This is a genomic window from Streptomyces blattellae (genome assembly GCF_009709555.1).
Classification (GTDB): Bacteria; Actinomycetota; Actinomycetes; order Streptomycetales; family Streptomycetaceae; genus Streptomyces; species Streptomyces blattellae.
In genome coordinates, this window is record NZ_WJBG01000139.1 from 1 (window position 1) to 24,669 (window position 24,669).

At 68.9% G+C, this 24,669-nt stretch carries 26 protein-coding genes and 2 pseudogenes; 18 read left to right on the plus strand and 10 right to left on the minus strand.

The features are described 5' to 3' along the window. Window positions 1-173: 173 nt before the first annotated feature. The 6 genes from GFH49_RS14395 (at window position 174) to GFH49_RS14420 (ending at window position 3,496) form a co-directional block, all read left to right on the plus strand. Window positions 174-416: a hypothetical protein gene (locus GFH49_RS14395; protein ID WP_155056271.1), complete on the plus strand. Its 243-nt coding sequence runs from the start codon at window positions 174-176 to the stop codon at window positions 414-416. A gap of 5 nt (window positions 417-421) precedes the next feature. After that, window positions 422-937, plus strand: coding sequence for a DUF6879 family protein (locus tag GFH49_RS14400; RefSeq protein ID WP_155056272.1), 516 nt, complete (start codon window positions 422-424; stop codon window positions 935-937). 12 nt (window positions 938-949) lie between these two features. Beyond that, the gene (locus GFH49_RS14405; RefSeq protein ID WP_155056273.1) at window positions 950-1,798 is read left to right on the plus strand and encodes a helix-turn-helix domain-containing protein; all 849 of its coding nucleotides are present in this window, start codon (window positions 950-952) and stop codon (window positions 1,796-1,798) included. A 123-nt stretch (window positions 1,799-1,921) separates the two neighbouring features. Beyond that, window positions 1,922-2,242 carry a hypothetical protein gene (locus GFH49_RS14410; protein ID WP_230396287.1) on the plus strand — a complete coding sequence of 107 codons (321 nt, stop codon included), beginning with the start codon at window positions 1,922-1,924 and terminating at the stop codon, window positions 2,240-2,242. Further along, window positions 2,239-2,466 carry a DUF7848 domain-containing protein gene (locus GFH49_RS14415; RefSeq protein ID WP_155056274.1) on the plus strand — a complete coding sequence of 76 codons (228 nt, stop codon included), beginning with the start codon at window positions 2,239-2,241 and terminating at the stop codon, window positions 2,464-2,466. The genes GFH49_RS14410 and GFH49_RS14415 overlap by 4 nt, the downstream gene beginning before the upstream one ends. A 10-nt stretch (window positions 2,467-2,476) precedes the next feature. Further along, entirely contained in the window at window positions 2,477-3,496 is a 1,020-nt protein-coding gene (locus GFH49_RS14420) for an NAD(P)H-quinone oxidoreductase (protein WP_155056275.1), read from the plus strand. 34 nt (window positions 3,497-3,530) lie between these two features. On the opposite strand, the gene GFH49_RS14425 is transcribed toward GFH49_RS14420, so the two are convergent. Then, window positions 3,531-4,019 carry a hypothetical protein gene (locus GFH49_RS14425; RefSeq protein WP_230396288.1) on the minus strand — a complete coding sequence of 163 codons (489 nt, stop codon included), beginning with the start codon at window positions 4,017-4,019 and terminating at the stop codon, window positions 3,531-3,533. Window positions 4,020-4,160: 141 nt separating this feature from the next. On the opposite strand from GFH49_RS14425, the gene GFH49_RS14430 reads away from it, so the two are divergent. Beyond that, a complete protein-coding gene (locus GFH49_RS14430) occupies window positions 4,161-4,706 on the plus strand; it encodes a bacterial proteasome activator family protein (protein ID WP_155056276.1) in 546 nt (181 codons plus the stop codon). 92 nt (window positions 4,707-4,798) lie between these two features. Here the strand turns inward: GFH49_RS14430 and GFH49_RS14435 are convergent, their stop codons facing one another. Further along, entirely contained in the window at window positions 4,799-6,475 is a 1,677-nt protein-coding gene (locus GFH49_RS14435) for a Stk1 family PASTA domain-containing Ser/Thr kinase (RefSeq protein WP_155056277.1), read from the minus strand. 375 nt (window positions 6,476-6,850) lie between these two features. Here GFH49_RS14435 and GFH49_RS14440 point away from each other — a divergent pair, with 375 nt between their 5' ends. Beyond that, window positions 6,851-8,413, plus strand: a complete 1,563-nt coding sequence (locus GFH49_RS14440; protein WP_155056278.1) for a protein kinase domain-containing protein — start codon at window positions 6,851-6,853, stop codon at window positions 8,411-8,413. A gap of 210 nt (window positions 8,414-8,623) precedes the next feature. On the opposite strand, the gene GFH49_RS14445 is transcribed toward GFH49_RS14440, so the two are convergent. Continuing rightward, on the minus strand, window positions 8,624-9,655 hold the full coding sequence (locus tag GFH49_RS14445; RefSeq protein ID WP_196217982.1) for a phosphotransferase: 1,032 nt from the start codon (window positions 9,653-9,655) through the stop codon (window positions 8,624-8,626). Between the two features lie 498 nt (window positions 9,656-10,153). On the opposite strand from GFH49_RS14445, the gene pdhA reads away from it, so the two are divergent. From pdhA to GFH49_RS14460, 3 genes are read left to right on the plus strand one after another with little or no spacing between them, the layout of a single operon-like run. Beyond that, window positions 10,154-11,302, plus strand: a complete 1,149-nt coding sequence (pdhA, locus tag GFH49_RS14450; protein ID WP_155056280.1) for a pyruvate dehydrogenase (acetyl-transferring) E1 component subunit alpha — start codon at window positions 10,154-10,156, stop codon at window positions 11,300-11,302. A gap of 2 nt (window positions 11,303-11,304) precedes the next feature. Further along, window positions 11,305-12,285 (plus strand): alpha-ketoacid dehydrogenase subunit beta, encoded by a 981-nt coding sequence (locus GFH49_RS14455; protein ID WP_155056281.1) that lies wholly within the window; start codon window positions 11,305-11,307, stop codon window positions 12,283-12,285. A gap of 10 nt (window positions 12,286-12,295) precedes the next feature. Beyond that, window positions 12,296-13,732 (plus strand): dihydrolipoamide acetyltransferase family protein, encoded by a 1,437-nt coding sequence (locus GFH49_RS14460; RefSeq protein WP_155056282.1) that lies wholly within the window; start codon window positions 12,296-12,298, stop codon window positions 13,730-13,732. Between the two features lie 100 nt (window positions 13,733-13,832). On the opposite strand, the gene GFH49_RS14465 is transcribed toward GFH49_RS14460, so the two are convergent. Together GFH49_RS14465 and GFH49_RS14470 are read right to left on the minus strand one after the other, a co-directional pair. Next, window positions 13,833-14,771: a D-alanyl-D-alanine carboxypeptidase family protein gene (locus GFH49_RS14465; RefSeq protein ID WP_155056283.1), complete on the minus strand. Its 939-nt coding sequence runs from the start codon at window positions 14,769-14,771 to the stop codon at window positions 13,833-13,835. A gap of 173 nt (window positions 14,772-14,944) precedes the next feature. Next, window positions 14,945-15,844, minus strand: a complete 900-nt coding sequence (locus tag GFH49_RS14470; protein WP_155056284.1) for a D-alanyl-D-alanine carboxypeptidase family protein — start codon at window positions 15,842-15,844, stop codon at window positions 14,945-14,947. A 189-nt stretch (window positions 15,845-16,033) separates the two neighbouring features. Between GFH49_RS14470 and GFH49_RS14475 the strand changes: the two genes are divergently transcribed. Next, complete coding sequence (locus tag GFH49_RS14475) at window positions 16,034-16,696, plus strand: GntR family transcriptional regulator (RefSeq protein WP_155056285.1); 663 nt, start codon at window positions 16,034-16,036, stop codon at window positions 16,694-16,696. Further along, window positions 16,693-17,988 (plus strand): MFS transporter, encoded by a 1,296-nt coding sequence (locus tag GFH49_RS14480; RefSeq protein WP_155056286.1) that lies wholly within the window; start codon window positions 16,693-16,695, stop codon window positions 17,986-17,988. The genes GFH49_RS14475 and GFH49_RS14480 overlap by 4 nt, the downstream gene beginning before the upstream one ends. A gap of 164 nt (window positions 17,989-18,152) precedes the next feature. On the opposite strand, the gene GFH49_RS14485 is transcribed toward GFH49_RS14480, so the two are convergent. After that, window positions 18,153-18,977 carry a maleylpyruvate isomerase family mycothiol-dependent enzyme gene (locus GFH49_RS14485; protein ID WP_155056287.1) on the minus strand — a complete coding sequence of 275 codons (825 nt, stop codon included), beginning with the start codon at window positions 18,975-18,977 and terminating at the stop codon, window positions 18,153-18,155. A gap of 180 nt (window positions 18,978-19,157) precedes the next feature. Here GFH49_RS14485 and GFH49_RS14490 point away from each other — a divergent pair, with 180 nt between their 5' ends. Further along, window positions 19,158-19,976: a carbon-nitrogen family hydrolase gene (locus tag GFH49_RS14490; RefSeq protein ID WP_155056288.1), complete on the plus strand. Its 819-nt coding sequence runs from the start codon at window positions 19,158-19,160 to the stop codon at window positions 19,974-19,976. Here GFH49_RS14490 and GFH49_RS14495 read toward each other — a convergent pair. After that, window positions 19,973-20,467 carry an LURP-one-related/scramblase family protein gene (locus GFH49_RS14495; RefSeq protein ID WP_155056289.1) on the minus strand — a complete coding sequence of 165 codons (495 nt, stop codon included), beginning with the start codon at window positions 20,465-20,467 and terminating at the stop codon, window positions 19,973-19,975. The two genes, GFH49_RS14490 and GFH49_RS14495, sit on opposite strands and share 4 nt — an antisense overlap. Beyond that, window positions 20,464-20,589, minus strand: a pseudogene (locus tag GFH49_RS40105) (AraC family transcriptional regulator); the annotation flags it as partial. The pseudogene GFH49_RS40105 and the gene GFH49_RS14495, both read right to left, overlap by 4 nt. On the opposite strand from GFH49_RS40105, the pseudogene GFH49_RS14505 reads away from it, so the two are divergent. Next, a pseudogene (locus tag GFH49_RS14505) lies at window positions 20,567-20,707 on the plus strand (cupin domain-containing protein); the annotation flags it as partial. The pseudogenes GFH49_RS40105 and GFH49_RS14505 overlap by 23 nt on opposite strands. Before the next feature lie 92 nt (window positions 20,708-20,799). Here the strand turns inward: GFH49_RS14505 and GFH49_RS14510 are convergent. Both GFH49_RS14510 and GFH49_RS14515 read right to left on the minus strand, forming a co-directional pair. Next, on the minus strand, window positions 20,800-21,003 hold the full coding sequence (locus GFH49_RS14510) for a DUF397 domain-containing protein (protein ID WP_155056290.1): 204 nt from the start codon (window positions 21,001-21,003) through the stop codon (window positions 20,800-20,802). 9 nt (window positions 21,004-21,012) lie between these two features. Next, entirely contained in the window at window positions 21,013-21,840 is an 828-nt protein-coding gene (locus tag GFH49_RS14515; RefSeq protein ID WP_328288276.1) for a Scr1 family TA system antitoxin-like transcriptional regulator, read from the minus strand. Between the two features lie 49 nt (window positions 21,841-21,889). Between GFH49_RS14515 and GFH49_RS14520 the strand changes: the two genes are divergently transcribed. From GFH49_RS14520 to GFH49_RS14530, 3 genes are read left to right on the plus strand one after another with little or no spacing between them, the layout of a single operon-like run. Beyond that, window positions 21,890-22,306 (plus strand): ATP-binding protein, encoded by a 417-nt coding sequence (locus GFH49_RS14520; RefSeq protein ID WP_155056291.1) that lies wholly within the window; start codon window positions 21,890-21,892, stop codon window positions 22,304-22,306. A gap of 50 nt (window positions 22,307-22,356) precedes the next feature. Next, window positions 22,357-23,529 carry a DUF262 domain-containing protein gene (locus GFH49_RS14525; RefSeq protein ID WP_230396290.1) on the plus strand — a complete coding sequence of 391 codons (1,173 nt, stop codon included), beginning with the start codon at window positions 22,357-22,359 and terminating at the stop codon, window positions 23,527-23,529. After that, a complete protein-coding gene (locus tag GFH49_RS14530; RefSeq protein ID WP_155056292.1) occupies window positions 23,526-24,644 on the plus strand; it encodes an AAA family ATPase in 1,119 nt (372 codons plus the stop codon). The genes GFH49_RS14525 and GFH49_RS14530 overlap by 4 nt, the downstream gene beginning before the upstream one ends. Window positions 24,645-24,669 lie beyond the last annotated feature (25 nt).

Here is a 24,669-nt window from a genome sequence, read left to right on the forward strand (position 1 = left end):
CCCCATACCACGACAACGAGGACCAAGACCCGAAGCCACGGCTTGTTTCCCGGCAAGCCCTTAACTGAACGGCATTGGCTCAAGTGCCCTACTGCTACGCCCTCTTGACGTGGTCCGTCGGGCGAGTGAAGGTCGTGCAATCAAGCGCAATCGCATCGACGGAAGGGCACGGCATGCCGCTACGTTTCCTCGGGATCATCCCGAACACGCCTGACACGGACTCGCCCACGATCTGGCTGGATGAGGACACGGGAGACCTGCTGATTCAGTCGTACAAGGCCACTGAGGCGGAGGTGAAGGCGTGTCAAGAGATCGGCTCAATCCCCGGTCACTCCACTGACGTACCGGATCACGAGACGATCATCAGGCTTCCCAAGATCATGCTTCAGTACATCCCCCGCCCCGACAGCGAGTAGCAACGATGACGAACCCCGTGCTTGAGGGACTGGCGACCGCCCGTCACTCAGCCGTCCACCTGGAAATGCGCGACGCGTACCAGCCGAACGACCCCGATTTCATCGCGTGGCAGAAAGGCAAGCGCCTTGACCCGACCGCAGACCGGTCGACATGGTGGCGCCCGTTTCTGGACGTAGTAGCCGAGACGACAGCGCGTGGTGTCGAAATGAGGCGTGCCCGGATCGTTTCGGAACCAGTGACGGACTACATCAAGTACGAGTACGACGTGACGTTTCCGAATGTCGTAGCGGGTGAGCTTGTGCGCTGGCTTCCCCGGCGTAAGGCAGCCGACATTGCGCTACCCGGAACCGACCTTTGGATGTTCGACGGTTCCTCAGTTCTGTTCACCTACTTCTCTGGAATCGGGGAAGTGGTCGACCGGGAATGGTGCACCGAACCGGCCGTGGTCGAATTGGTCAGCAGCGCGTTCGAAACGGTCTGGGAGCGGGCCACGCCTCACGAGGAGTACAAGCCGGTCTGACCGGTCCGAGCCATGCCCGTATCAGGATCATCAAGCGTTCAGGCAGCCCGGCAAGTCCTCGCCGATCGTCTTCGGGAGATCTGCAAGGACGCCGGGTTGGACGGTAAGGATCTCGCTGCCGCGTGCGGTTGGCATCCGTCCAAGGTGTCTCGGATATCTACCGCGAAAACCGCGCCATCCGCTGACGACATTCGGGCCTGGTGCAGCGCGTGCGGCGCAGAAAACGAGACGGAAGACCTGATTGCCTCGCTGCGGGCCGTAGAAGGCATGTGGGTGGAATGGCGCCGGATGGAGCGCGCGGGGCTCCGAAAAGCGCAGGAAGCCCGCTTGCCGCTGTACGAGCGAACGCGCTGGTTCCGCGCATACTCACCGGGTCTCGTCCCTGGGTTGCTTCAAACGTACGGCTACACCGAGGACGTATTGCGCGCTGTGCAGCGACGACGGGTTGAGATTGACGACGTGGCCGATGCTGTCGCAGCGCGTATGGAACGTCAGCGAGTGCTGTACGAGGGTCACCGCCGTTTCGCATTCCTGATTGAGGAGTCCGTTCTAAGGAATGCGTTAGGCGAGCCGGAAACGCAGCAAGAACAGCTTGAGCACTTGTTCACAGTTGGCTCGCTGCCCAATGTCAGCTTGGGTGTAGTGCCTACGCGGCTCAGCCGTTCTCGGATGCCCGTTGAAGGGTTCTGGATTTACGACACGACCCAAGTCAATGTTGAATTGGTGTCTGGCTACCTGACGATCACTCAGCCCCGAGAGGTGGCCGCGTACGCCGACACGTTCGCCATGCTGGCCGACGTGGCGGTCTACGGCCCCAAGGCCCGTGCGCTGATCACCAGGGCCCTTGAATCGCTCGGGTAATCCGCGCGCAATCACGTGCAATCGGCTGTGAGTTGGGGTTCCACCGTTCCTAGCGTGGTTGCCATCGGATCACGTGAGGGGACAGCGAGCATGACCATGGGCGCGAATGAGAGAACAGCATCGGTGAGCAGGCTCCGACTCCTGCCCTGGTCGAACGACACGGGGAAGCCGTGTTTTCTCAGCAGCGACAGCGGGTCACCGCTTGCCCGGCTGGCCGACGAGATGGAACGGGTCCAACTGGCCATGGGCGCAGAGGTACTTGGGCATGCGCGCAAGGTGCTGGAAGACCCGTTGGCCGGACACGCGGAAGTCAGGTACGCCGGGGTTCGTCTCGCCGAGTGCCTTGCCGACGCGTTGAGGGTCGCTGAGTCGCGCGGGATGCGCCTGCCCGTGCCGGACGGCGACGAGGACGACAGCGAGAGCCCCGCTGAGGCGTCCGCATGAGCCGCAGTGTCCTGCGTTTCGTGAACCACACCATCACGCACGTGTCGGAAGGCGGATGGATCTTCGAAGCGTTCTGCGCGTCCGGCGGATGTGAGGAAACGTCCGGCCCGCAGAGTGAGCAGAACACGGCGCAGGATTGGGCACTTCGGCATACGGGACGCACCGGTCATGATCTCTTCCGTCGTGTCGTCACGGACCATGCCCGCGTGATGCGGCAGGAGTAGCGTCGGCCGCATGAAGGCAGTCACCATCACACAGCCCGGCGGCCCCGAAGTGCTCAAGTGGGCGGACGTGCCGGACCCCGTGCCCCATGACGGGGAAGTCCTCATTGACGTAGCGGCAAGCGCCGTGAACCGTGCTGACATCCTCCAGCGGCAAGGCTTCTACGACCCGCCCCCTGGTACCTCTCCGTACCCCGGCTTGGAGTGCTCCGGCCGGATCGCTGCTCTTGGCCCCGGTGTCTCGGGTTGGGCTGTGGGAGACGAGGTCTGCGCGCTGCTGACCGGTGGCGGGTACGCCGAGAAGGTCACCGCTCCCGCTGGTCAGCTGCTCCCCATCCCCAAGGGCGTAGGCCTGGTGACCGCCGCAGCGCTCCCCGAAGCCGTCTGTACGGTCTGGTCCAACCTCTTCGGGTTTGGTGGGGGAGACTTCACAAGCTCCAACGTCTTCATGATCGCGCACCTGCGTCCCGGCGAGACCCTCCTCGTGCACGGCGGCTCCAGCGGCGTCGGCACCATGGCGATCCAGCTCGCCAAGGCCGTAGGCGCCAAGGTCGCGGTCACCGCGGGCACCGAGGAGAAGCTGCGGCGCTGTGCCGAGCTGGGCGCGGACATCCTGGTCAACTACCGCGAGCAGGACTTCGTCGAGGAGGTCAGGAAGGCCACCGACGGCTCGGGCGCCGACGTCATCCTCGACAACATGGGCGCCAAGTACCTCGACCGCAACGTCCAGGCCCTCGCCGTCAACGGCCGGCTCGCGATCATCGGCATGCAGGGCGGGATCAAGGGTGAGCTGAACATCGCCGCCCTGCTGGGCAAGCGCGCCGCGATCAGCGCGACCTCGCTGCGGGCCCGCCCGCTCAGCGAGAAGGCGGCGATCGTCGCTGCCGTTCGCGAACACGTCTGGCCGCTGATCGACGCCGGCCACGTCCGTCCGGTCGTCGACCGCAAGCTGCCCATGAGCGACGCGGCCGGCGCCCACCGGGTGGTCGAGGAGAGCGGCCACGTCGGAAAGGTGCTGCTGGTCGTGGAGTAGGACCGGCACACCGGACCGGCACACCGGACCGGCTCTACCCCCGCCGCAGTCGCAGCGCGAGCAGGCCGAGCCCCAGCCCGAGCCCGATCAGGACCAGCCCGCTGCCGAGCGGCAGGATCCGCAGCACGGGCTCGGCGGGGCTCTCGGCCTTCGCGACGGCCTGTTTCCCCGGACGCGACGGCGTGGAGGGCGGGGCGGTGGATTCCGGGGGCTGCTGAGGCTGCCGGGTCGCTCGTGGCGCCTCCTCCACCGGCTCCGCCGCGCCCTGCCGCCCCGGCCGCTCCCGCCCCTCACCGGCCCGGCTCCCGGCCCGGGACGGCCCGCCGGAGGGCGCGGGCGATGCCGAGGGCACGGCGGAGGCGCTGACCTGGATGTCGTACGACGGGACAGCCCCGTGCGCCCAGACAGTCCCGTACGACGGGACAGCCCCGTACGCCCAGACCGTCCCGAACGGCAGCAGGGCTGCCCCTGCCACCACCACCCTCGCCACCAGCCCCGGACGTACGCGCCACCACGGAGTCACGGAACAAGCCTCACATCTCCGTACTTTTCCGGCACTCCGGGTTCCGCCGACGGGCCGAAGCCGGCGCATCGGAAAACGGTGGATCGGCTGTCACCGGGGGCACCCCGGTGATGAGGTGTACGGGTGCGAGAGAATGGCGGCATGGAGATGCCGAGGAACGAAAGGTCGCCGGAGAACCCGCAGATCCTGGTCGTGGGCCAGGACGGCATGGCGCTCACAGGCGGCGACGGAGACGAGGACTCCCGCGAGATCCCGGTGACCGAGCAGGTCGAGCAGCCGGCGAAGGTCATGCGGATCGGCAGCATGATCAAGCAGCTTCTGGAGGAGGTGCGCGCCGCACCTCTCGACGAGGCCAGCCGGGTCCGGCTCAAGGAGATCCACGCGAGCTCGGTCAAGGAGCTGGAGGACGGCCTGGCGCCCGAGCTCGTCGAGGAGCTGGAGCGGCTCTCCCTGCCCTTCACGGACGAGGTGACTCCCTCCGACGCGGAACTGCGGATCGCGCAGGCCCAGTTGGTCGGCTGGCTGGAAGGCCTCTTCCACGGGATCCAGACCACCCTGTTCGCCCAGCAGATGGCCGCGCGCGCCCAGCTGGAGCAGATGCGCCGCGCCCTCCCACCGGGCGTCGGCGGCCACGAACCGGGCGAGGACGGCCATACGGGCGCCCGTTCGGGGGGACCGTACTTGTAATCCCGCGATTGATCCCGCGATGTGCACCTCATGCACGAAGAGCCCGGTGGCACACGGCTGCCGGGCCCTTTCACCTCGTGGGGATCACTCCGTCACTGCGGATTTCCCGTGGAGACCTGGAACACCATCTCCGGCGGGTCGTCCGGGTCGAAGTCCGTCCGTGTCTCGGGAGCCTGCCGCATGATCGTGCCCTCGCCGTAGGTGTTCTCGTTGATGTCGACCTTCGTGTACCCCCACCCGGCGGCCTTGAGGCACTCGACGACCGACGGCCAGTACTTGAACGTCAGGTTCGGCATCTGCACCTTTTCGGGGTCGTAGTACGACTCCCGCGGCTCGGTGCACTCGGTCGTCTCGACCGTCTTGGTGCTGTCGCCTTCCCGGTACCCCGCGGCGTTCGTCGCCGACGCCGTGGCGGATGAGCCGCCGCTGCCGCCCGCGTCGTCGCCGCCGCTGTCGCCGCCGTTCAGCGTCAGGGCCGCGATGAGGCCGCCGGCCGCCACGACGGACACGACGGCCGAGCCGATGACGACGACCGGCCGGTTGTTCCTGCCGCCGCCCGAAGCGGCCTGCGGCTGCGGCGACATGGTGTACGGCGGTGGGGCCGAGTGGCCCGGCTGCGGGGAGTACGCCGCAGGCGGCGGCGGGGTCGGGTAGCCGGGGTGCTGCGGGTGGCCGTAGCCGTACGCCGGTGGGGGCATCGCCGGCGGCGGGGTGCTGTACGGGTTCGGGGCCGAGGGCTGCTGGTACGGCGTCTGGACCGGGGCGGGCGGCGGGGGCGCCTGGCCGATCGGCGGGAACACCGAGGCGCCGACACCCTGGCCGCTCTGCGGCTGGGCGCCCGGCACGATGCTCGGCGGGGCCGCCTGGCAGGACGCGGCCACGCGCAGGCACTCGTCGCGCATGGACTCGGCGCTGGGGAAACGCTCATTAGGGTTCTTCTTCAGCGCGCGGGCGACCAGCGCGTCCACGGCCGGCTGCAGGGCACGGTTGACCGAGGACGGAGCCACCGGCTCCTCCTGCACATGTGTGTACGCGATGGCCAGCGGTGAGTCCGCGTCGAACGGCAGCCGCCCGGTGACCAGTTGGAACAGCATGATGCCGACCGAGTAGAGATCGGAGCGGGCGTCCACGGACCGGCCCAGCGCCTGTTCCGGCGAGAGGTACTGCGGGGTGCCGACGACCATGCCGGTCTGTGTCATCGACGTCACGCCGGACTGCATGGCGCGCGCGATGCCGAAGTCCATGACCTTGATGACGCCGCGCTTGCTCATCATCACGTTGCCCGGCTTGATGTCGCGGTGGACCAGCCCCATCTCATGGCTGATCTCCAGCGCCGCCAGCACGTCCGAGGTGATCGTCAGCGCCTTGTCCGCGGGCATCGCGCCGAACTGCCGTACGTCCTCGGCGAAGACCGAGCTGAGCGGGCGGCCCTCGATGTACTCCATGACGATGTACGGCGTCGGCGTGCCGTCGCCCGCGTCGGCGCCGCCGTCGGACAGCGTGTCCTCGCCGGTGTCGAAGACCGAGACGATGTTGTTGTGCGTGAGCTTCGCCACGGTTTGGGCCTCACGGCGGAAGCGCTCCCGGAACGCCTGCTCGCGGCCCAGCTCGGTGTGCAGCATCTTGACCGCGACCTGCCGGTCGAGCACGGAGTCGTACGCGAGGTGCACCGAGGCCATGCCGCCTGTGCCGAGCAGGTCGCGCAGCTGATAGCGGCCGCCGGCCAGCGCCCGCCCCGCATGCCGGCCCTGTGCGCCGTCCTGGCTCATGTTCCGCGTCCCCCATCGGCCGTTCCGCTCGGCTGTGCTGCTCGGCTGTGCTGCGTCCCCCATCGGCGCCGACGGCCCGAAGTCAGTGATCCAAGGTCCTCTTCCGGCCAAGTCTGCCCGCGGCACTGACAGGTCAAGCGCGGTGCCCGTTCCGTGTCCGTACGCGAAAGAAGCGTCGCGGAAGCGTTACGGCGGCCGTACCGCCGGTACACAGAACTTGCACGACACCGTGGGGTACGGGTTTCATGGCCGGTCCGTCTCATGCCGGTCCGGGGGTCCGTACCGGAACGGAGGCTTGCGCGGAGGCTGTAGCGTGGCCGACGGAGACCGTAACAACACCGCGCGCACCGCGGGCAGAAACGACGGCGAGGACTGATGGCACAGCAGCAGCGCGCTCAGGGCCCGTCCGACCCCGAGGCGACTGGCGGCGGTATGTCAGATGCGCCGGAGATGTGGGGTAACGGCGGGCTGGTCGGCGATGGCCGGTATCGGCTCACCCGCAGACTCGGCCGGGGCGGTATGGCCGAGGTCTTCGCGGCCGAGGACGTGCGCCTGGGCCGCATGGTGGCGGTGAAACTGCTCCGCTCCGATCTCGCCGAGGACCCGGTCTCCAAGGCCCGCTTCACGCGCGAGGCCCAGTCGGTGGCCGGGCTCAACCACCATGCGATCGTCGCCGTGTACGACTCCGGCGAGGACTTCGTGGGCGGCCAGTCGGTGCCGTACATCGTGATGGAGATCGTCGAGGGCCGCACCATCCGCGACCTCCTCATCAACGCCGAGGCGCCCGGGCCCGAGCAGGCCCTGATCATCGTCTCCGGCGTCCTGGAGGCGCTCGCCTACTCGCATCAGCACGGCATCGTCCACCGTGACATCAAGCCCGCGAACGTGATCATCACGCACAACGGCGCCGTGAAGGTGATGGACTTCGGCATCGCCCGCGCCCTGCACGGGGCGTCCACGACGATGACGCAGACCGGCATGGTCATGGGCACGCCGCAGTACCTCTCCCCGGAGCAGGCGCTCGGCAAGGCCGTCGACCACCGCTCCGACCTGTACGCGGTGGGCTGCCTGCTCTACGAACTCCTCGCGCTCAGGCCCCCGTTCACCGGCGAGACGCCGTTGTCGGTGGTCTACCAGCACGTCCAGGACATTCCGACGCCGCCGTCCGAGGCGTCCGACGCCTGTCCGCCGGAGCTCGACGGCCTTGTCATGCGCTCGCTGGCCAAGGAGCCGGACGACCGGTTCCAGACGGCCGAGGAGATGCGCGGGCTCGTCCAGTACGGCCTGCAGATGCTGTACGACCAGGGCGGCCACACCGGCACCTGGAACACCGGCCCGGTCACCGCGCACGACGGCCGGCAGACCCCGGCCGCGGGCTTCGCGAGCACGGCCGTGATGCAGAACCACGGTGACGGCTCCAGCACCTCGCAGATCCCGCAGCAGATCCTGCCGCCCGGATACGGCGGCGGGGACGACGGCGGCTTCGAGGGGCACGGCAACAGGGGCAGCGGACGCGGCAAGCTGTGGATCTTCGCGGTCCTCGCGGTGATCGCCATCGCCGCGGGCGTCGCACTGGCGCTGGGCGGCGGTGACGGGGAAGGCGGCGGCGGTGGCGGCGAAGTGTCGCCGACCACCTCGCAGACCACCGAGGACCAGCAGGCCAGCGAGACGCCGAGCGACGACGTGACGGACCAGCCGACCGAGACGGAGACGGACAGCGACTCGGGCACGAGCGGCGGTTCGGACTACACGCCGTCGTACCCGCCTTCCTACACGCCGTCGCAGTCGTTCTCTTCCGAGCCGTCCGCCACGCCGTCCGACGAGCCGACGCCGACGCAGCCGACCGAGACGGAGCCGTCGGACCCGGTGACCCCGTCGAACCCGGAGACGTCGCAGCCGACGGACACCGGCGGCGTGACCGAAGGCAGCGACGGCTGACCGCTGACCGGCCCGCCGGGAGACAGCTTCACGCGCGCGTACGGCCCGGAAACGGGCAGCACGCGCGCGTGCTGCTCTGCGGGGTACGGGGGCCCGGACGTCAGCCGCAGAAACGGTGACAGTCAGGCCTCTGAACGGTGACGGTCAGTCACTGAAACGGTCACGGTCAGTTGCTGAAACGGTGACGGTCACCCGCTGAAACGGTGACGGTCAGCCGCTGAATGCCTCGCACACCGCGTCGTACTCCCGTGTCCACCACACGGCGAGGGCCGAGGCGGCCGGGAACTGGGGATCCGCGCGGGTGTCGCCGCGCTCGTAGTGCCAGCGCAGCATCCAGAAGTCGTTGAGACGCTCCCACCACACGCGGTGCACGGCTGCCGCGAGCTGGGAGGGCGTGGCGCCGGCCGTGCGCCGGTACGCGCGCGCGTACGCCCGCACCTTGGGCAGGTCGAGAGTGCCGACGGGGCGGACGAAGAAGATCGCGGCGGCCCGTACGGCTTCCTCCGCGCGGGGCTGTATGCCGAGCCGGTCCCAGTCGACGATCGCTGCGGGCGCGTCCCCCTGGTAGAGCAGGTTGAACGGGTGGAAGTCGCCGTGCACCCAGCCCACCGAACCTCCGCGCGGCGGGCGCCGGTCGGCGTGCCGCTCCAGGAGTACGCGCCGTTCCAGCAGCCGGTGGCGGGCCAGTTCGTCGAAGGAGTCGGCGGGGCGGTGGCGGCCGACGCGGGCGAGCAGGTCGTCGATGACGGCGAAGGTGTCGGTGGGGTCGGCGCTGTGGGGAGGCTCCGTACGTCCCCGCCCCTGCGCCGGCATCACGCGCTCCAGGCTGGCGTGCACCACCCCTAACAGCGCCCCCAGCCGTCCGCACTGCGCCCCGCTGAGCTGACCGCCGTGCCGGTGCCGTCCCTCCACCCACGGGTGCAGGGCGTACGCGTGGCCGCCGATCACCGCCACCGTGCGCCCGTCGCGCGCGGCCACCGGCGGTGCCACCGGGACGCCGAGGTCGGCGAGGCGCTGGGTGGCCCGGTGCCGGCGTTCGATCGCGGGCGGGTCGGCGGTCTCGGGGTCGAAGTGGTGCTTGAGGAAGTACCGGCCGCAAGTCGTGCGCAGCCGGTAGCCGCGGTTGAGGAGCCCCTGGTCGACGGGCTCGCATGTCACGGCGGAACCGGCGGCGTAGTGGCGGAGCAAGGCGCCCAGCGGGGGCGCATGAGACCCAAGGGGTGGTACACAGGGGCGCGGCACGCGCCAGATGCTAGGGCACCGGCCGACCCGGTGAGCTGGGCGTTGTCACAGCACGTCGTCAGTGGTCGCTTTCGGTCAGCATCAGGCGCTTGACCGACGTCCGCGCCACGCCGGGTGGGCACCCGGGGCCGGGGGGCACCCGGGAAGAAAAACGCGGATTTTTCCTTTTTCGTGAAGCGGGTAAGTCAAACACACAAACCCTTCCGGTGAGCTGGGCCGGCGGGATAACGTGCCGTTGCTCCGGCCTCCTGCAAGGCTGTGACCAGTACCCCTTCGAGGCCTTCTCGATTTACTTGGAAATCCAAGCAAAATCGCAGGTCAAAGGGGTTTCACAGAAATGTGGAGCACTGGGTAACGTGATCGGTGCAGGGCGCTCGCCGGGGCACCTGTCACGCCTGTTCCGGCCGAGTGGCACCCACCCCGTGCACGGGTGTCGGACCAGGTGACCGCACTGGTTCACCCGGCAACCCCGGGGGCCGGACCGACGGAGGAGCACACGTGACCGTGGAGAGCACTGCCGCGCGCAAGCCGCGACGCAGCGCCGGGACCAAGAAGTCCCCGAGCACCAAGCCCGAGCTGGTTCAACTGCTGACGCCCCAGGGCAAGCGCGTCAAGAACGCCGCGTACGACCCGTACGTCGCCGACATCACCCCCGAAGAGCTGCGTGGCCTGTACCGCGACATGGTGCTCACCCGCCGCTTCGACGCCGAGGCCACCTCCCTGCAGCGCCAGGGCGAGCTGGGCCTGTGGGCCTCGCTGCTCGGCCAGGAGGCCGCCCAGATCGGCTCGGGCCGGGCCCTGCACGATGACGACTACGTCTTCCCGACCTACCGCGAGCACGGCGTGGCCTGGTGCCGCGGCGTCGACCCGATCAACCTGCTCGGCATGTTCCGCGGCGTGAACAACGGCGGCTGGGACCCCGGCGGCAACAACTTCCAGCTCTACACGATCGTCATCGGCTCGCAGACGCTGCACGCGACCGGCTACGCGATGGGCGTGGCCAAGGACGGCGCGGACAGCGCGGTGATCGCCTACTTCGGCGACGGCGCCAGCAGCCAGGGCGACGTGGCCGAGTCCTTCACCTTCTCCGCGGTCTACAACGCGCCGGTGGTGTTCTTCTGCCAGAACAACCAGTGGGCGATCTCCGAGCCGACCGAGAAGCAGACCCGCGTGCCCCTCTACCAGCGCGCACAGGGCTACGGCTTCCCGGGCGTCCGCGTCGACGGCAACGACGTACTGGCCTGCCTGGCCGTGACGAAGTGGGCGCTGGAGCGGGCCCGCAGCGGTGAGGGCCCGACGCTCGTCGAGGCGTACACGTACCGCATGGGCGCGCACACCACCTCCGACGACCCGACCCGCTACCGGGGCGACGAGGAGCGGCTGGCCTGGGAGGCGAAGGACCCGATCGCCCGCCTCCGCGCGTATCTCCAGGTTTCAAACCACACGGACGACGGATTCTTCGCGGAACTCGAAGCGGAGAGCGAAGCGTTGGGCAGGCGAGTGCGTGAAGCGGTCCGTGCCATGCCGGACCCGGACCACTTCGCCATCTTCGAGCACGTGTACGCGGACGGGCATGCGCTCGTCGACGAGGAGCGAGCCCAGTTCGCCGCCTACCAGGCGTCGTTCGCGGACGGAGAGGGGGCCTGACCATGGCAGCGGAAAAGATGGCTTTGGCCAAAGCGATCAACGAGTCGCTGCGGCGTGCCCTGGAGTCCGACCCCAAGGTCCTGATCATGGGCGAGGACGTCGGCAAGCTCGGCGGAGTCTTCCGGGTCACCGACGGTCTGCAGAAGGACTTCGGCGAGAGCCGGGTCATCGACACCCCGCTCGCCGAGTCCGGCATCGTCGGCACGGCGATCGGCCTGGCCCTGCGCGGCTACCGCCCGGTGGTGGAGATCCAGTTCGACGGCTTCGTGTTCCCGGCGTACGACCAGATCGTCACCCAGCTCGCCAAGATGCACGCGCGCGCGTTGGGCAAGGTCAAGCTCCCGGTCGTCGTCCGCATCCCGTACGGCGGCGGAATCGGCGCGGTCGAGCACCACTCGGAGTCCCCGGAGGCCCTGTTCGCGCATGTGGCGGGCCTGAAGATCGTCAGCCCTTCCAGCGCGTCGGACGCCTACTGGATGATGCAGCAGGCCATCCAGAGCGACGACCCGGTGATCTTCTTCGAGCCCAAGCGGCGCTACTGGGACAAGGGCGAGGTCACCACTGAGGCCATCCCCGGCCCGCTGCACAAGGCACGCGTGGTGCGTGAGGGCACGGACCTGACCCTCGCCGCGTACGGCCCGATGGTGAAGCTCTGCCAGGAGGTCGCCGACGCCGCCGCCGAGGAGGGCAGGAACCTGGAGGTCCTCGACCTGCGCTCGGTGTCTCCGCTGGACTTCGACTCCATCCAGACGTCGGTCGAGAAGACCCGCCGCCTGGTCGTCGTGCACGAGGCGCCGGTGTTCTTCGGCTCGGGCGCGGAGATCGCCGCCCGGATCACGGAGCGCTGCTTCTACCACCTGGAAGCCCCGGTGCTCAGGGTCGGCGGCTACCACGCCCCGTATCCGCCGGCCCGCCTGGAGGAGGAGTACCTGCCGGGCCTGGACCGGGTGCTCGACGCCGTCGACCGCGCCCTGGCGTACTGAGGAGAGGGGCGTGACGACGATGACTGAAGCGTCCGTGCGCGAGTTCAAGATGCCCGACGTGGGCGAGGGGCTCACCGAGGCCGAGATCCTCAAGTGGTACGTCCGGCCCGGTGACACGGTGACGGACGGCCAGGTGGTCTGCGAGGTCGAGACGGCCAAGGCCGCGGTCGAACTCCCCATCCCGTACGACGGCGTGGTCCGCGAACTCCACTTCCCCGAGGGCACGACGGTGGACGTGGGCACGGCGATCATCGCGGTGGACGTGGCGGGCGGGGCACCTTCTGAGTCGGCGCCCGTCGAGTCGGCGCCCGTCAAGGCGCCCTCCGCGAAGGAAACCAAGCCGGAAGGTCCGGGCTCGGGCTCGGGCCGGACACCGGTGCTGGTGGGCTACGGAGTCGCCGCCTCCTCGACCAGGCGACGCCCCCGCAAGGGCCCTGAGGTCCAGGTCCAGGCGGCGTCGGCGGCGATCCAGACCGAGCTGAACGGACACGGGGCAGCCACCCCGCCCCCGGCGGCTCCCCCCAAGGACCGCCCGCTGGCGAAGCCGCCGGTGCGCAAGCTGGCCAAGGACCTGGGGGTCGACCTGGCGACGGTGGTGCCCTCCGGCCCGGACGGCATCATCACGCGCGAGGACGTGCACGCGGCGGTGGCCCAGCCGACGGCCCCGGAGCCGGCACCGTCGGCGGCCCCCGTGGTCACCCCGTCCCCCGCAGCGACCGTGCCGACCGCGCCGACGTACGACCCGACCCGCGAGACCCGTATCCCCGTCAAGGGCGTCCGCAAGGCGACGGCGGCGGCGGTGGTCGCCTCGGCGTTCACGGCCCCGCATGTCACGGAGTTCGTCACGGTCGACGTGACCCGCACGATCAAGCTGGTCGAGGAACTCAAGCAGGACAAGGAGATGGAGGGCCTGCGGGTCAACCCGCTCCTCCTGGTAGCCAAGGCCCTGCTGGTCGCGATCAAGCGCCACCCGGACATCAACGCGACCTGGGACGAGGCGGCCCAGGAGATCGTCCAGAAGCACTACGTCAACCTGGGCATCGCCGCGGCCACCCCCCGCGGCCTGATCGTCCCGAACATCAAGGACGCGCAGGACAAGACCCTCCCGCAACTGGCCCAGGCCCTGGGTGAGCTGGTGTCGACGGCGCGGGAAGGCAAGACCTCCCCGGCCGCGATGCAGGGCGGCACAGTCACCATCACCAACGTCGGAGTCTTCGGCGTCGACACCGGCACACCCATCCTCAACCCCGGCGAGTCCGCCATCCTCGCCGTCGGCGCGATCAAACCCCAGCCGTGGGTCCACAAGGGCAAGGTGAAGCCACGCCGGGTCACGACGCTGGCGCTGTCCTTCGACCACCGGTTGGTGGACGGGGAGCTGGGCTCGAAGGTCCTCGCCGACGTGGCGGCGATTCTGGAACAGCCGAAGAGACTGATCACCTGGGCGTGAGCCACCCGGTCCCTGCCCTCGACAGCGCATACGGAGCGCCCCGCCGCAGACGAGACGGGGCGCTCCTCATCATCAACAGGCCTTCGGTGTGCCAGACGGATCAGTCGTGCTGGGCGCCCGAGGGAAGGGTGCGCAGTTGCATCGTGCTCGCTGTGCTGGTGCCGAAGGCGTAGTCCATCAGCTTGGCGGCGTCGGTGAAGCGGTAGGCGTCGTTGAGGAGTACGCCGACGACCGACTTGCCGTCGCGGGTGCCCGCGAAGACCAGGCAGGGGCCGGCCGGGGTGTTGGTGCCGGTTTTCACGCCGGTCGCGCCGCTGTAGGAGCCCAGCAGCTTGTTGGTGTTGTACCAGGTGTACGTGCGGGTGCCGCCGGTGCTTGTGGTGGCGTACTGGACGGTCTTCGTCTTCTTCACGATGCCGGAGAACGTCGAGAAGGTCATCGCGCTGCGCGTGAGCCTGGCGAGGTCGCGGGGCGTCGTGTAGTTCGTGTTCTGCGTGGAGTTGCCGTCGAACGAGTCGAAGTGCGTATTGGTGAGGTTGAGGGCCTCGGCCTTCTTGTTCATCTTGGCGATGAAGTTCTTGGTGCGGGCCGCGACCGTCGTGCCGGTGCCGAAGGTGTCGGCGAGGGCCATCGCGGCGTCGCAGCCGGACGGCAGCATCATCGCGTGCAGCAACTGGCGGATGGTGACCTTGTCGCCGGTCTTCAGGTCCGCGGTGCTCGCGCCCTTGGCGGCGACGTAGTCGCGGTAGCTCTGCTTGATGGTGATCTTGCGGTCGAGGTTCAGGTCGGGGGTGCTCAGCACGACCCGGGCCGTCATGATCTTCGTGGTGCTCGCCATGGGCCGCTTGGTGTCGGCGTACTTGCTGTAAAGCGTGGAGCCCGTCGCGCTGTTGAGCATGAACGCGCCCTTGGCGCTCACCGTGGGCGCGGTCGCCGCCTGCGCGGGTGCGGTCAGGGCGCCGCCCGCCAGCAGCGCGCCGGTGGTGACGACGACGGCTGCGGCTCTGCGGACTCGTACACCCTTGATGCCGGTTATCACTATGAACGCTCCGAATGTGCGCAATGCCGGGTAGGCAGCTGCCAAATCGTGGGGGAGGCGCACAGAAGACTCACAGGAGGAGTCGAGGGATGCACGAGGGGCGGGAGTTGTGGGATACGTCACTGGGGGCAGTCACCGTCGAGTGACTGCCCCCTTACCAATCGGCCTCGGTGTCAGCTGATCTTCGAGTAACCGTAGTTGATCAGCTTCTTCACGTCCGTCGTGCGGTTGGCCGCCGAGGACGAGGTGAGGACCGCGCCGACCACGGACTCGCCGTTCTTCGTGGCGGAGAAGACGAGGCAGTACTTGGCGGAGGTGCCGGAGCCGGTCTTCACGCCGAGGGTGCCGTTCCAGCCGAGCAGGGTGTTGGTGTTCTTCCAGGCCGCCATCGTGCGCGTGGAGCCGGTCTTCGTGGTCGTCTTCGCCGTGTACGACTTGGTCTTCACGACCGACCTGAAGGTGGACGTCTTCATCGCGTTGCGGGCGAGCTTCGTCAGGTCCTTCGGCGTCGAGTAGTTCGAGCCATTGCTTATGCCGTCGAACGAATCGAAGTGCGTGTTCGTCATGCCCAGGCTCTTGGCCATGGTGTTCATCTTGCCGATGAAGTTCTTGGTGCGGGCAGCGACCGTCGAGCCGGAACCGAACTTGTCGGCGAGGGCCATCGCGGCGTCGCAGCCGGAGGGGAGCATCATCCCGTACAGCAGCTGACGGACCGTGACCTTGTCACCGACGATCAGCCGCGCGGACGACGCGCCCTGGGAGACGATGTAGTCGCTGTACGCCTTCTTGATCGTGACCTTGGAGTCCAGGTTCAGATTCGGCTGCGAGAGCACGACCTTCGCGGTCATGATCTTCGTGGTCGAGGCGGTGAGCCGCTTCGTGTCGGCGGACTTCGCGTAGAGCGTCTTGCCGTTGGCGCTGTTCATCAGGAATCCGCCCTTGGCGGTGATGCTGGGCGTCGTCGCGGCCTGCGCCGGTGCCGCGGTGAGGGCTCCGGTCGTGAGCATCGCCCCGGTCGTGACCACGACGGCGGCGGCTCTGCGGACACGAGTGCCCTTGGTGGCGGTTTTCAACTCAAATACCCCGAATACGTCGAATGCCCCGGAAGTGCGGCCGAGTTGGTCGGAAAGGCAGGCAGCAGGCCGCACACGTGTGACACGTAACTAGCACAGAAGGTTGTGCGGCTTGTGGGACGAGCCCCGTCACGTCCGCATGCTGAAATGAGCGGCCGCATGCGTACGTGTTGTATCTAAGCTGTGCCCATGCCTTCCGCCCGGCCCGCACCCGTCAAGCAGCCACCCGCCGCCGACCGCGTCTACGCCCACGTCAAACAAGGCGTCCTGGAACGCCGTTACGAAGGCGGCACCCTCCTCACCGAGGGCGAACTCGCCGAGGCCGTCGGCGTCTCCCGCACCCCGGTGCGCGAGGCGCTGCTCCGCCTGGAGGCCGAAGGGCTGATCAAGCTCTATCCGAAGAAGGGCGCCCTGGTGCTGCCCGTCTCCGCGCAGGAGATCGCGGACGTGGTGGAGACCCGGCTGCTGGTCGAGGAGCACGCCGCGCGGAAGGCCGTACCGGCGAGTCCGCAGTTGATCATCCGGCTGGAGGAACTGCTCGCCGAGCAGAAGGCGCACGCCGCCGCCGGCGACCTGGCCGCGGCCGCCGTCACCGACCGGTGCTTCCACGCCGAGATCGTCCGCAGCGGCGGGAACGAGATCCTCTCCCGGCTCTACGACCAACTCCGCGACCGGCAACTGCGCATGGGCGTCGCCGTGCTGCACTCCCACCCCGACCGGGTCGCCAAGACCCTCGTCGAGCACGAGGAGATCCTGGGGGCGCTGCGCGCCGGGGACGCGGCGGCGGCCGTCGAGGTGGTCCACCGGCACGTCGGCTGGTTCTCGCACCTCGCGCGGGGTGAGGTCCGTTGAGCGCCGTCGCCCTCCCCGGCGATCCTCCGGGCGGTCGCCGCGCGGTCGCCGTCTGGGGCATCGGCGTCTCCGTGTACTTCGTCGCCGTCATCTTCCGTACGTCGCTGGGGGTGGCCGGCCTCGACGCGGTGGAGCGGTTCGACGTGGGCGCCTCCGCGCTGTCCACCTTCTCGATCCTCCAACTGCTGGTGTACGCGGGCATGCAGATACCCGTGGGCCTGCTGGTCGACCGGCTCGGCACGAAGAAGGTGCTGACGATCGGCGTGGTCCTGTTCACGGCGGGGCAGCTCGGGTTCGCGTTCTCACCGTCGTACGGCATGGCCCTCGCCTCCCGCGCGCTGCTCGGCTGCGGTGACGCCATGACGTTCATCAGCGTGCTGCGGCTCGGCACGCGCTGGTTCCCGGCGCGGCGCGGGCCACTGGTGGCGCAGTTCGCCGGGCTGGCCGGCATGGCGGGCAACCTCGTCTCGACGCTGGTGCTGGCGCGGCTGCTGCACGGTGTGGGCTGGACCGCGGCCTTCGCGGGCAGCGCGCTCGCCGGTGTGCTGGTGCTGGTGCTGATGCTGCTCTTCCTGAAGGACCACCCCGAGGGGCACGAGCCCGAGCCCTTCCCGCAGCAGGGCGCGGCCTACGTACGAGGGCAGATAGCCGCCTCGTGGCGGGAACCGGGGACGCGGCTCGGGCTGTGGGTGCACTTCACCACCCAGTTCCCGGCGATGGTGTTCCTGCTGCTGTGGGGTCTGCCGTTCCTGGTTGAGGCCCAGGGGCTGTCGCGGGCGACCGCCGGGGAGCTGCTGACGCTCGTCGTGCTGTCGAACATGCTCGTGGGTCTGGTGTACGGCCAGGTCGTCGCCCGGCATCACGCGGCCCGGCTGCCGTTGGCGCTGGGGACCGTCGGGGCGACGGCGCTGATCTGGGCGGCCGTGCCGGCGTATCCCGGGGAGCGGGCGCCGATGTGGCTGCTGGTGATGTTGTGCACGGTGCTCGGAGCGTGCGGTCCCGCCTCGATGATCGGGTTCGACTTCGCCCGGCCGGCGAACCCGCCGGAGCGGCAGGGCACGGCGTCCGGGATCACCAACATGGGCGGCTTCGTCGCCTCGATGACCACGCTGTTCGCGGTCGGCGTGCTGCTGGATGCGACCGGGGACGACTACACGGTGGCGTTCTCCTCGGTGTTCGTGCTCCAGGCACTGGGCGTGAGTCAGATCCTGCGGCTGCGGAGGCGGGCGGCTCGGCGGGAGCGGGAGCGGCTGGTGGCGAGCCGGGTGGAGACGGTGCATGTGCCCGCGTGACGGTGCCCTGCGCCGGGGCGGGGCGGGCGGCGCGGACCGGCGCTTGCCGGGTCCCGCCCGCGCCCACCCTTGCCGCCTGGGGGTTCCCGGGCCCTGAAGGCGCTGCCCCCAGGCCCTCAACGCACTGGGGGAGGCACGACTGCCCGCGGCTGGAGGCGGCCCGGCTACGGCGTCACCGTGAAGTTCCGCAGGATCGCCGCCGTCAGCTCCGCGTCGCCCTCGGCCTTGACGCGGTCGGCGACCGACTCCAGGGGCACGCGGCCGCAGGCCAGGCGGACGTAGGTCTCCCAGTCGAGGGTGAGGGTGGCGGCGGGGCCGAGGGCGGGGGCCGTTTCGAGGGTGCCGCGGCCCTGGATGTCGACGCGGATGGTGCGCAGGAACTCCAGGGGGCCGTGGACGTCGAAGACGATCGCCGAGCTGCGGGGCGCGTTCGCCTTGCTCGCGACGATGTCGGGGAGGGCGGCGAGGAGGACGTCACGGGCCACATGCGCGCCGGGCGAGTCGAGGTTGCCGGGGCGGCCGAGGGCGGCACGGAGGTCCTGTTCGTGGGCCCACACGTGGAACGCGTGATTGCGCATGGACTCTTCGAGCGTGATCTCGGCACCGAGCGCGCCGCGCACCTTGGTGCCGGGGTCACGGGACTCGTTGCGCAGCTGGCGGTTGCGGCGGATGGTGACCAGCTCAAGCTCGGAGGTCATCTCGGGCGCCGTGTGGTGGCGCCGCACGTCGACCTGCATCTCCATGTAGCGCTGGTGGTCGTTGGTGACGTGGAACAGGTCGCGCGGGAGTGTGTGGATGGGGCGCGGGTCGCCGAGCATCTCGCAGTCCAGGCCGATGACATGGGAGACGACGTCGCGGACCGACCAGCCGGGGCACGGGGTCCGCCGGTTCCACTCGCCTTCCACAAGGGGCTGCACCAGCTCGGATATCGCTTCGATGGAGTGGGTCCAGGCGTCGGCGTAGGGCTGGAGAGTGGGATGCAGACTCACGGAACGGGACCCCTCGGCGGTCGGTACAGGGCTGGTTGTGGCGGCGTTGCCAGTGGGAGGCGGCTGCTGTCGGCGGGTGTCTTGAGACGTTAAGTTACGCTGCTGTGAGGCACCCCGGCAGTGCTTTCGTGTCACGATCGTAGGCCGTGTGGACGGGTCTCATGCCAGGACGGTGGTAACGTGCGCGCCTCTTTGCTCCAGATCGCCGTAGACGAGGGCGAATCGGTCGAATCGCGTCGGCGTCGGGTGGCGGGGCTGGTGCTGGATCAGGCGGGGGCCGCCGATCTCGTCGTACTGCCGGAGCTGTGGACGACCGGGGCCTTCGCGTACGAGGAGTTCGGCAGCGAGGCCGAGCCGCTCGAAGGGCCGACGTACGAGGTGATGGCGAAGGCCGCGAGCGACGCCGGCGTGTGGCTGCACGCGGGGTCGATTCCGGAGCGGGACCCTGACGGGCCGCTCTACAACACGTCTCTCGTCTTCTCTCCCTCCGGTGAACTGGCCGCCGCCTACCGCAAGATCCATCGCTTCGGGTTCGACAAGGGCGAGGCGGTGCTGATGGGCGCGGGTGCGGGACTGGTGACCGTCCGCCTCCCGGAGACGACCGTCGGCGTGGGTACCTGCTACGACCTCCGTTTCCCCGAACTCTTCCGCGGTCTCGTCGACGCCGGTGCCGAGACCTTCGTCGTCCCGGCGGGCTGGCCGGAGCGGCGACGTGCGCACTGGACGCTGCTGGCTCAGGCGCGGGCGGTGGAGAACCAGGCGTTCGTGCTCGCCTGTGGAACGGCCGGGACCCACGCCGGAGTTCCGCAGGCCGGTCACTCGATCGTGGTGGATCCGTGGGGAGAGGTCCTTGCGGAGGCGGGTGCCGGGGAGCAGGTCCTCACCGTGGAGTTCGACCCGGCGAAGGTGGGCGCGACCCGGGAACAGTTCCCGGCGCTCAAGGACCGCGTACTGGGGCTGGAGCCGCCGCGCGCCGACCCGGCACCGTCAGTCCCCTAACGTTCCTCGCGCTCCTTCTCCGCCAGATGGATCACGCACACCGTCACCGCGATCAGCAGCGCCGGGTCCGCGTCGTCGCGTACCACGTCGACGCCGTAGGTGTCGCGGATGTGCAGCCACCGCCGGGAGATGACGGCGAGGAGTTCACTGTCGTACTCGACGGCGAACTCACGGTCGAGGATCTTGCCGCTGACGTCGAGTCCGGTGCCGTCGACGAGGGACACCTGGTAGTGGTTGCGCAGGAGGGACAGCCGCTTGCGCCTGATGCGGGCCAGGGGGGCGCCGTCCCGCTCGATGACCATCGTGTCCCGGAGGGCGAGCATCTTCTGGTGGATGTCGATGAGGACGCGCCCCTGCGTGTCCTTCAACTCGAAGGTGTCCCGCAGCCGCATGGCCTTGCCGTCGACGAGGTACACCTTGTTGCCGTGCTCGTCCTCGATCCAGTAGTCGTCACCGAAGCCGAGGAGCCTGTCGCGTACGAGGAATCTCATGGCAACAGGACTTCCACGCCACCGCCCCCGAAACGCCGCCGGTAGGCCGACGGGCTGAGCCCGGTCTCCTGTCGCAGCCGGGCACGGAGATTGGCGGCCGTGCCCAGGCCGCACAAGCCGGCGGCGCCGGGCGGGGCGTCGATCCTGATGTTCGAGCCGACGGGCACGCTGACCGTGGGCGACCGCCACGACGAGGTGCCGGATCATGTGGACGCGACCACGGGGCACACCCTGGCTTGACGGTGTGCCGATGCCCGAGTCGTCGGGGTGGGAGGGGATCAGCGGGAGGGGGTCGGTGGAAAATCGTGACGCTTTTCTGATTCTGAGAAGTGTCACATTTTCGCGGAGGGGGCAGGGGGCTGCTTCACCGCCGCGAGCAGAGCGCGAAGGGCGGCGGGGGTGAGGGTGAGGGCGGTGGCTGGGGCGTCGCTTTCGCGGAGGTGGAGGGTGGTGGGGGTGGTGGCTATCTCCAGGCAGTCGGTGTCGCCGCCGCCTCCGGAGAACGACGACTTCTGCCAGCGGAGGGCTTCAGACACGGGGTTCCTTCACAGTTCCTGAGCGATGCGGCGAATGACGTCCAGCGAAGCATCCTGAGGGAGCGCTGCGCTGTCGATGCTCTCGAAGAGAGCTCGGTAGCGGTTCAGCCGCGCTGCTGCGTCAATGAACTCAGCGCCGTGCGTCGTGTCGATCTGCACAGTGTCGAGTCGGGGGACGACTCCGCCAACGTACTGCATGGGGAAGCCCGCACCTGCGAAGCCCTCGGCTGTGAACGGGATGACGCGAACCTTGACCGTGTCCGTGTCGGACGCCTGAAGGACGTGCTCAAGCTGGGCGCGGGCGACCTTGGACCCGCCGACGTGCATCCGCAGAGCTGCCTCGTGAATGATGACGTCGTATGGCTTGCCCGACTTGAGCACCTGCTGGCGGCGCATACGGAAGGAGACGCGTGCCTCGCGTTGCTCCTCCGGGAGGTTTGGTTCCACGAAGACCGAGGCTGCGCGTACATGGTCCTCGGTCTGGAGGACTCCCGGGATGTGCACCACCTGGAATGCTCGGACGTACGACGCGTCGTGTTCCAGCTCGGCCAGGTCGAGTGCCTGAGGCGGCATCACATTCCGGTACTCCTCCCACCAGTTGCCGAAGCGCGGCAGAGACATCTCGACCAGCGCCTCTACGAGCGCGGTGTCATCGCAGTCGTAGAACTCGGCCATCCTGCGCAGCCGTTCCTCGCTGAGGCCGATCCGCCCTGACTCAAGATGGCTGATCTGGGTCGGGCTGGTGTCCATGTGATCACTCCTCCGCAACTCCCGTACGCCTAAACCCCGTTGGAAGCGCCACCCCGGCCCGTCGACACCCGGGGCGCCGGACAGCAACGCGGCCAGGCTCGGCGAACCCCCTCACCTCACCCGGAGTTGATGCCCCGTGCCCTCGTACACCCTCTACTGCCCGCCCCTCGAAACCTCCCCCCACATCGCCCGCGACTTCGTTGCCACTGTCCTCCGCGCCCTGAAACTAGACGAGTTGGTGAACGACGCCACCCTGTGCACCTCAGAACTCGTCACCAACGCCTGCGTGCACGCCAAGGGTGACGGCGCGGCGCTGTGGCTGGCGGTGGAGGGCGGGCAGGTGCGGGTGGTGGTGTACGACGGGGACGAGAACGCGCCGGTGACAAGGGAGTTGACGCCCGAGGTATGGGAGAAGGGCGGTCGGGGCCTGTTTTTGGTGGACGCGCTCACCGATGGGCGCTGGGGACACGCCCCTGCCCTGCCCTACGGAGGACTGTCGCGCCCGGAGGGCAAGGCGGTGTGGTTCGACTTGCCTGTACAGCGGCGAGCGTGATCGTCACAACTCCTCCACGCCCTGGACCACTCGCCCCTAGGATGGCCCCCATGGCTATGGAAGGCGCGCTGACGCCCCCTGACGTGGTGGAGGACGTGTTCGAGGGACACGCCACGGACATCGAGGTCGAGGACACCGGCGAGGACACCACACGGATCCAGCGGCCGTGGAACCCGGACCAGATCCGGGTGAACACCAGCCAGTTCTCCCTGCGCAACATTCTCGACCAGATCGACGAGAAATCCATCGAACTCGCCCCGGACTTCCAGCGGTTGCGAGTCTGGCGTGCCGACCAGAAGTCTCTGCTGGTGGAATCCCTGCTGCTGCAGATTCCCCTCCCCGCTTTCTACTTCGCCGAGGACGCGGACGGGTCGTTCCGAGTCGTCGACGGCCTCCAGCGGCTGTCCACGCTGCACGCGTTCGTCCGGGGCGGGGAGGGGGGCTTCGCTCTCGGGAAGCTGGAACACCTGGACGACCTCAGGGACCTGCGCTTCAGCGACCTCCCCGTGCCGTTCCAGCGGCGGATCAACAACACCCAACTGATCGTCAACGTGATCGACCCGACGACGCCCCGCGGAGTCACGTACGAGATCTTCAAGCGGATCAACACGGGCGGTACGCCGCTCAACGGCCAGGAGATCCGGCACTGCATGAGCAGTCCGCGCAGCCGGGACACCCTGCACCGGATGACGCACACGGACGCTTTCGCCAAGGCCACCGGGTACCGCCTGACCGACCACATCCGGATGAACGACCGGGAGATGGCGCTGCGGTTCGCCGCGTTCTGGCTGAAGGGCGGCGTCGAGGCGTACCACGAGAAGCCCGTCATGGAGCACTTCCTGATGGACGCCACCGAAATGCTCGACTCGGCGAAGCAGGTGCCGGACGAACGGGTGGCGGAGCTGGAGGCCGCCTTCGAGCGGGCGATGAGCCACGCCTACCTCATCTTCGGTGACCACGCCTTCCGCAAGTGGCCGCAGGGGGACGACTACCGCCGTCCGATCAACCGCGCCCTGTTCGAGTCCTGGTCGATGGCGCTGGCCGACCCCGGCTACACCACCGCCGACCTGCGTGCGCGTCGAAGGGCCATCCTCAAGGCCGCGCGCGAGCGCATGACCACCGACGTCGACTACCTCAACGCCATCACCTCCTCCACCGCCGACCGCCACCGCGTGGACTACCGGTTCAGGGCCGCCGTGGAGGACGCGGGAGCCGGCCGGTGATCACTTCCCTGGAGATCCGGGGCTTCAAGCGGTTCGTGGCGGAGTCCTTCGGCCTGCGCCCCCTGACCGTGCTGACCGGCGTCAACGGCGGCGGCAAGAGCACCGTGATCCAGTCCCTGCTGCTGGCGAGGCTGGCGGGTACGGCGGGCGGTACGGTCCGGCTGAACGGCCCGCTCGGGCTGGCCCTCGGCGAGGCGCGGGACGTGCTGAACTGGACGGCCGACGCGCGGGAGATCACCGTACGGCTGGGTGGTTCGGACGGCGAATCGTGGGTGTACGAATTCGGTCTGCCCGATGCCGAACAGGCGCTGCACCTTGACGTACGGCGGGTGCCGGTGGCGCAGGTACCCGGTATCGGGCCGGGTGTTCTGAACCCCGCTTTCACCTATCTGTGCGCCGAGCGCCTCGGCCCGCGCGACACGCTGTCCGTGTCCGCCGAGGAGCCGGAACAGATCGGCGTGGGGGTACGGGGCGAGTTCACGGCGCAGGTGCTGGCGCTGCGCGACACGCGCGTGGTGAGCCCCCGCGGCACCCGCGGGGTGGTCCGGGGCTCGCTGCACCATCCGGAAGCCGCCGGTCCACAGCTGAGGGTTCAGGCCGAGGCATGGGCCTCGGAAATCATCCGCCCGATGCGGATCACCGCTCGGGTGGCCGTGGGCATCATGGCCGGGACGATCCGGTTCGGCGAGACAGGCCTGAGCGACGAGGAGATCCGTCCCGTCAACACCGGCTTCGGCGTCTCCTACGCCCTGCCCGTCATCGTCGCGGGCCTGCTCACCGAGCCGGGCGACCTGCTGATCGTGGAGAACCCGGAGGCGCATCTGCACCCGGCGGGCCAGTCCCGGCTCGGCCGGTTCCTCGCCCGGGTGGCGGGCAGCGGGGTACAGGTCGTGGTGGAAACGCACAGCGACCACGTCCTCAACGGAGCCCGGCTCGCCGTCGCGCAGGACCGCTCCCTCCCGGCCGAGGACATGGTCACGCACTACTTCGACCACGACCAAACCCTGCCCATCGGCATCAACGACAAGGGCGAACTCAGCCACTGGCCCAGCGGCTTCTTCGACCAGATCGAGACCGACCTGGGGAGGCTGGCCCGTGCTCGACGCGGCAGGTAGCAACGGACAGGACTTACTGGGTGAC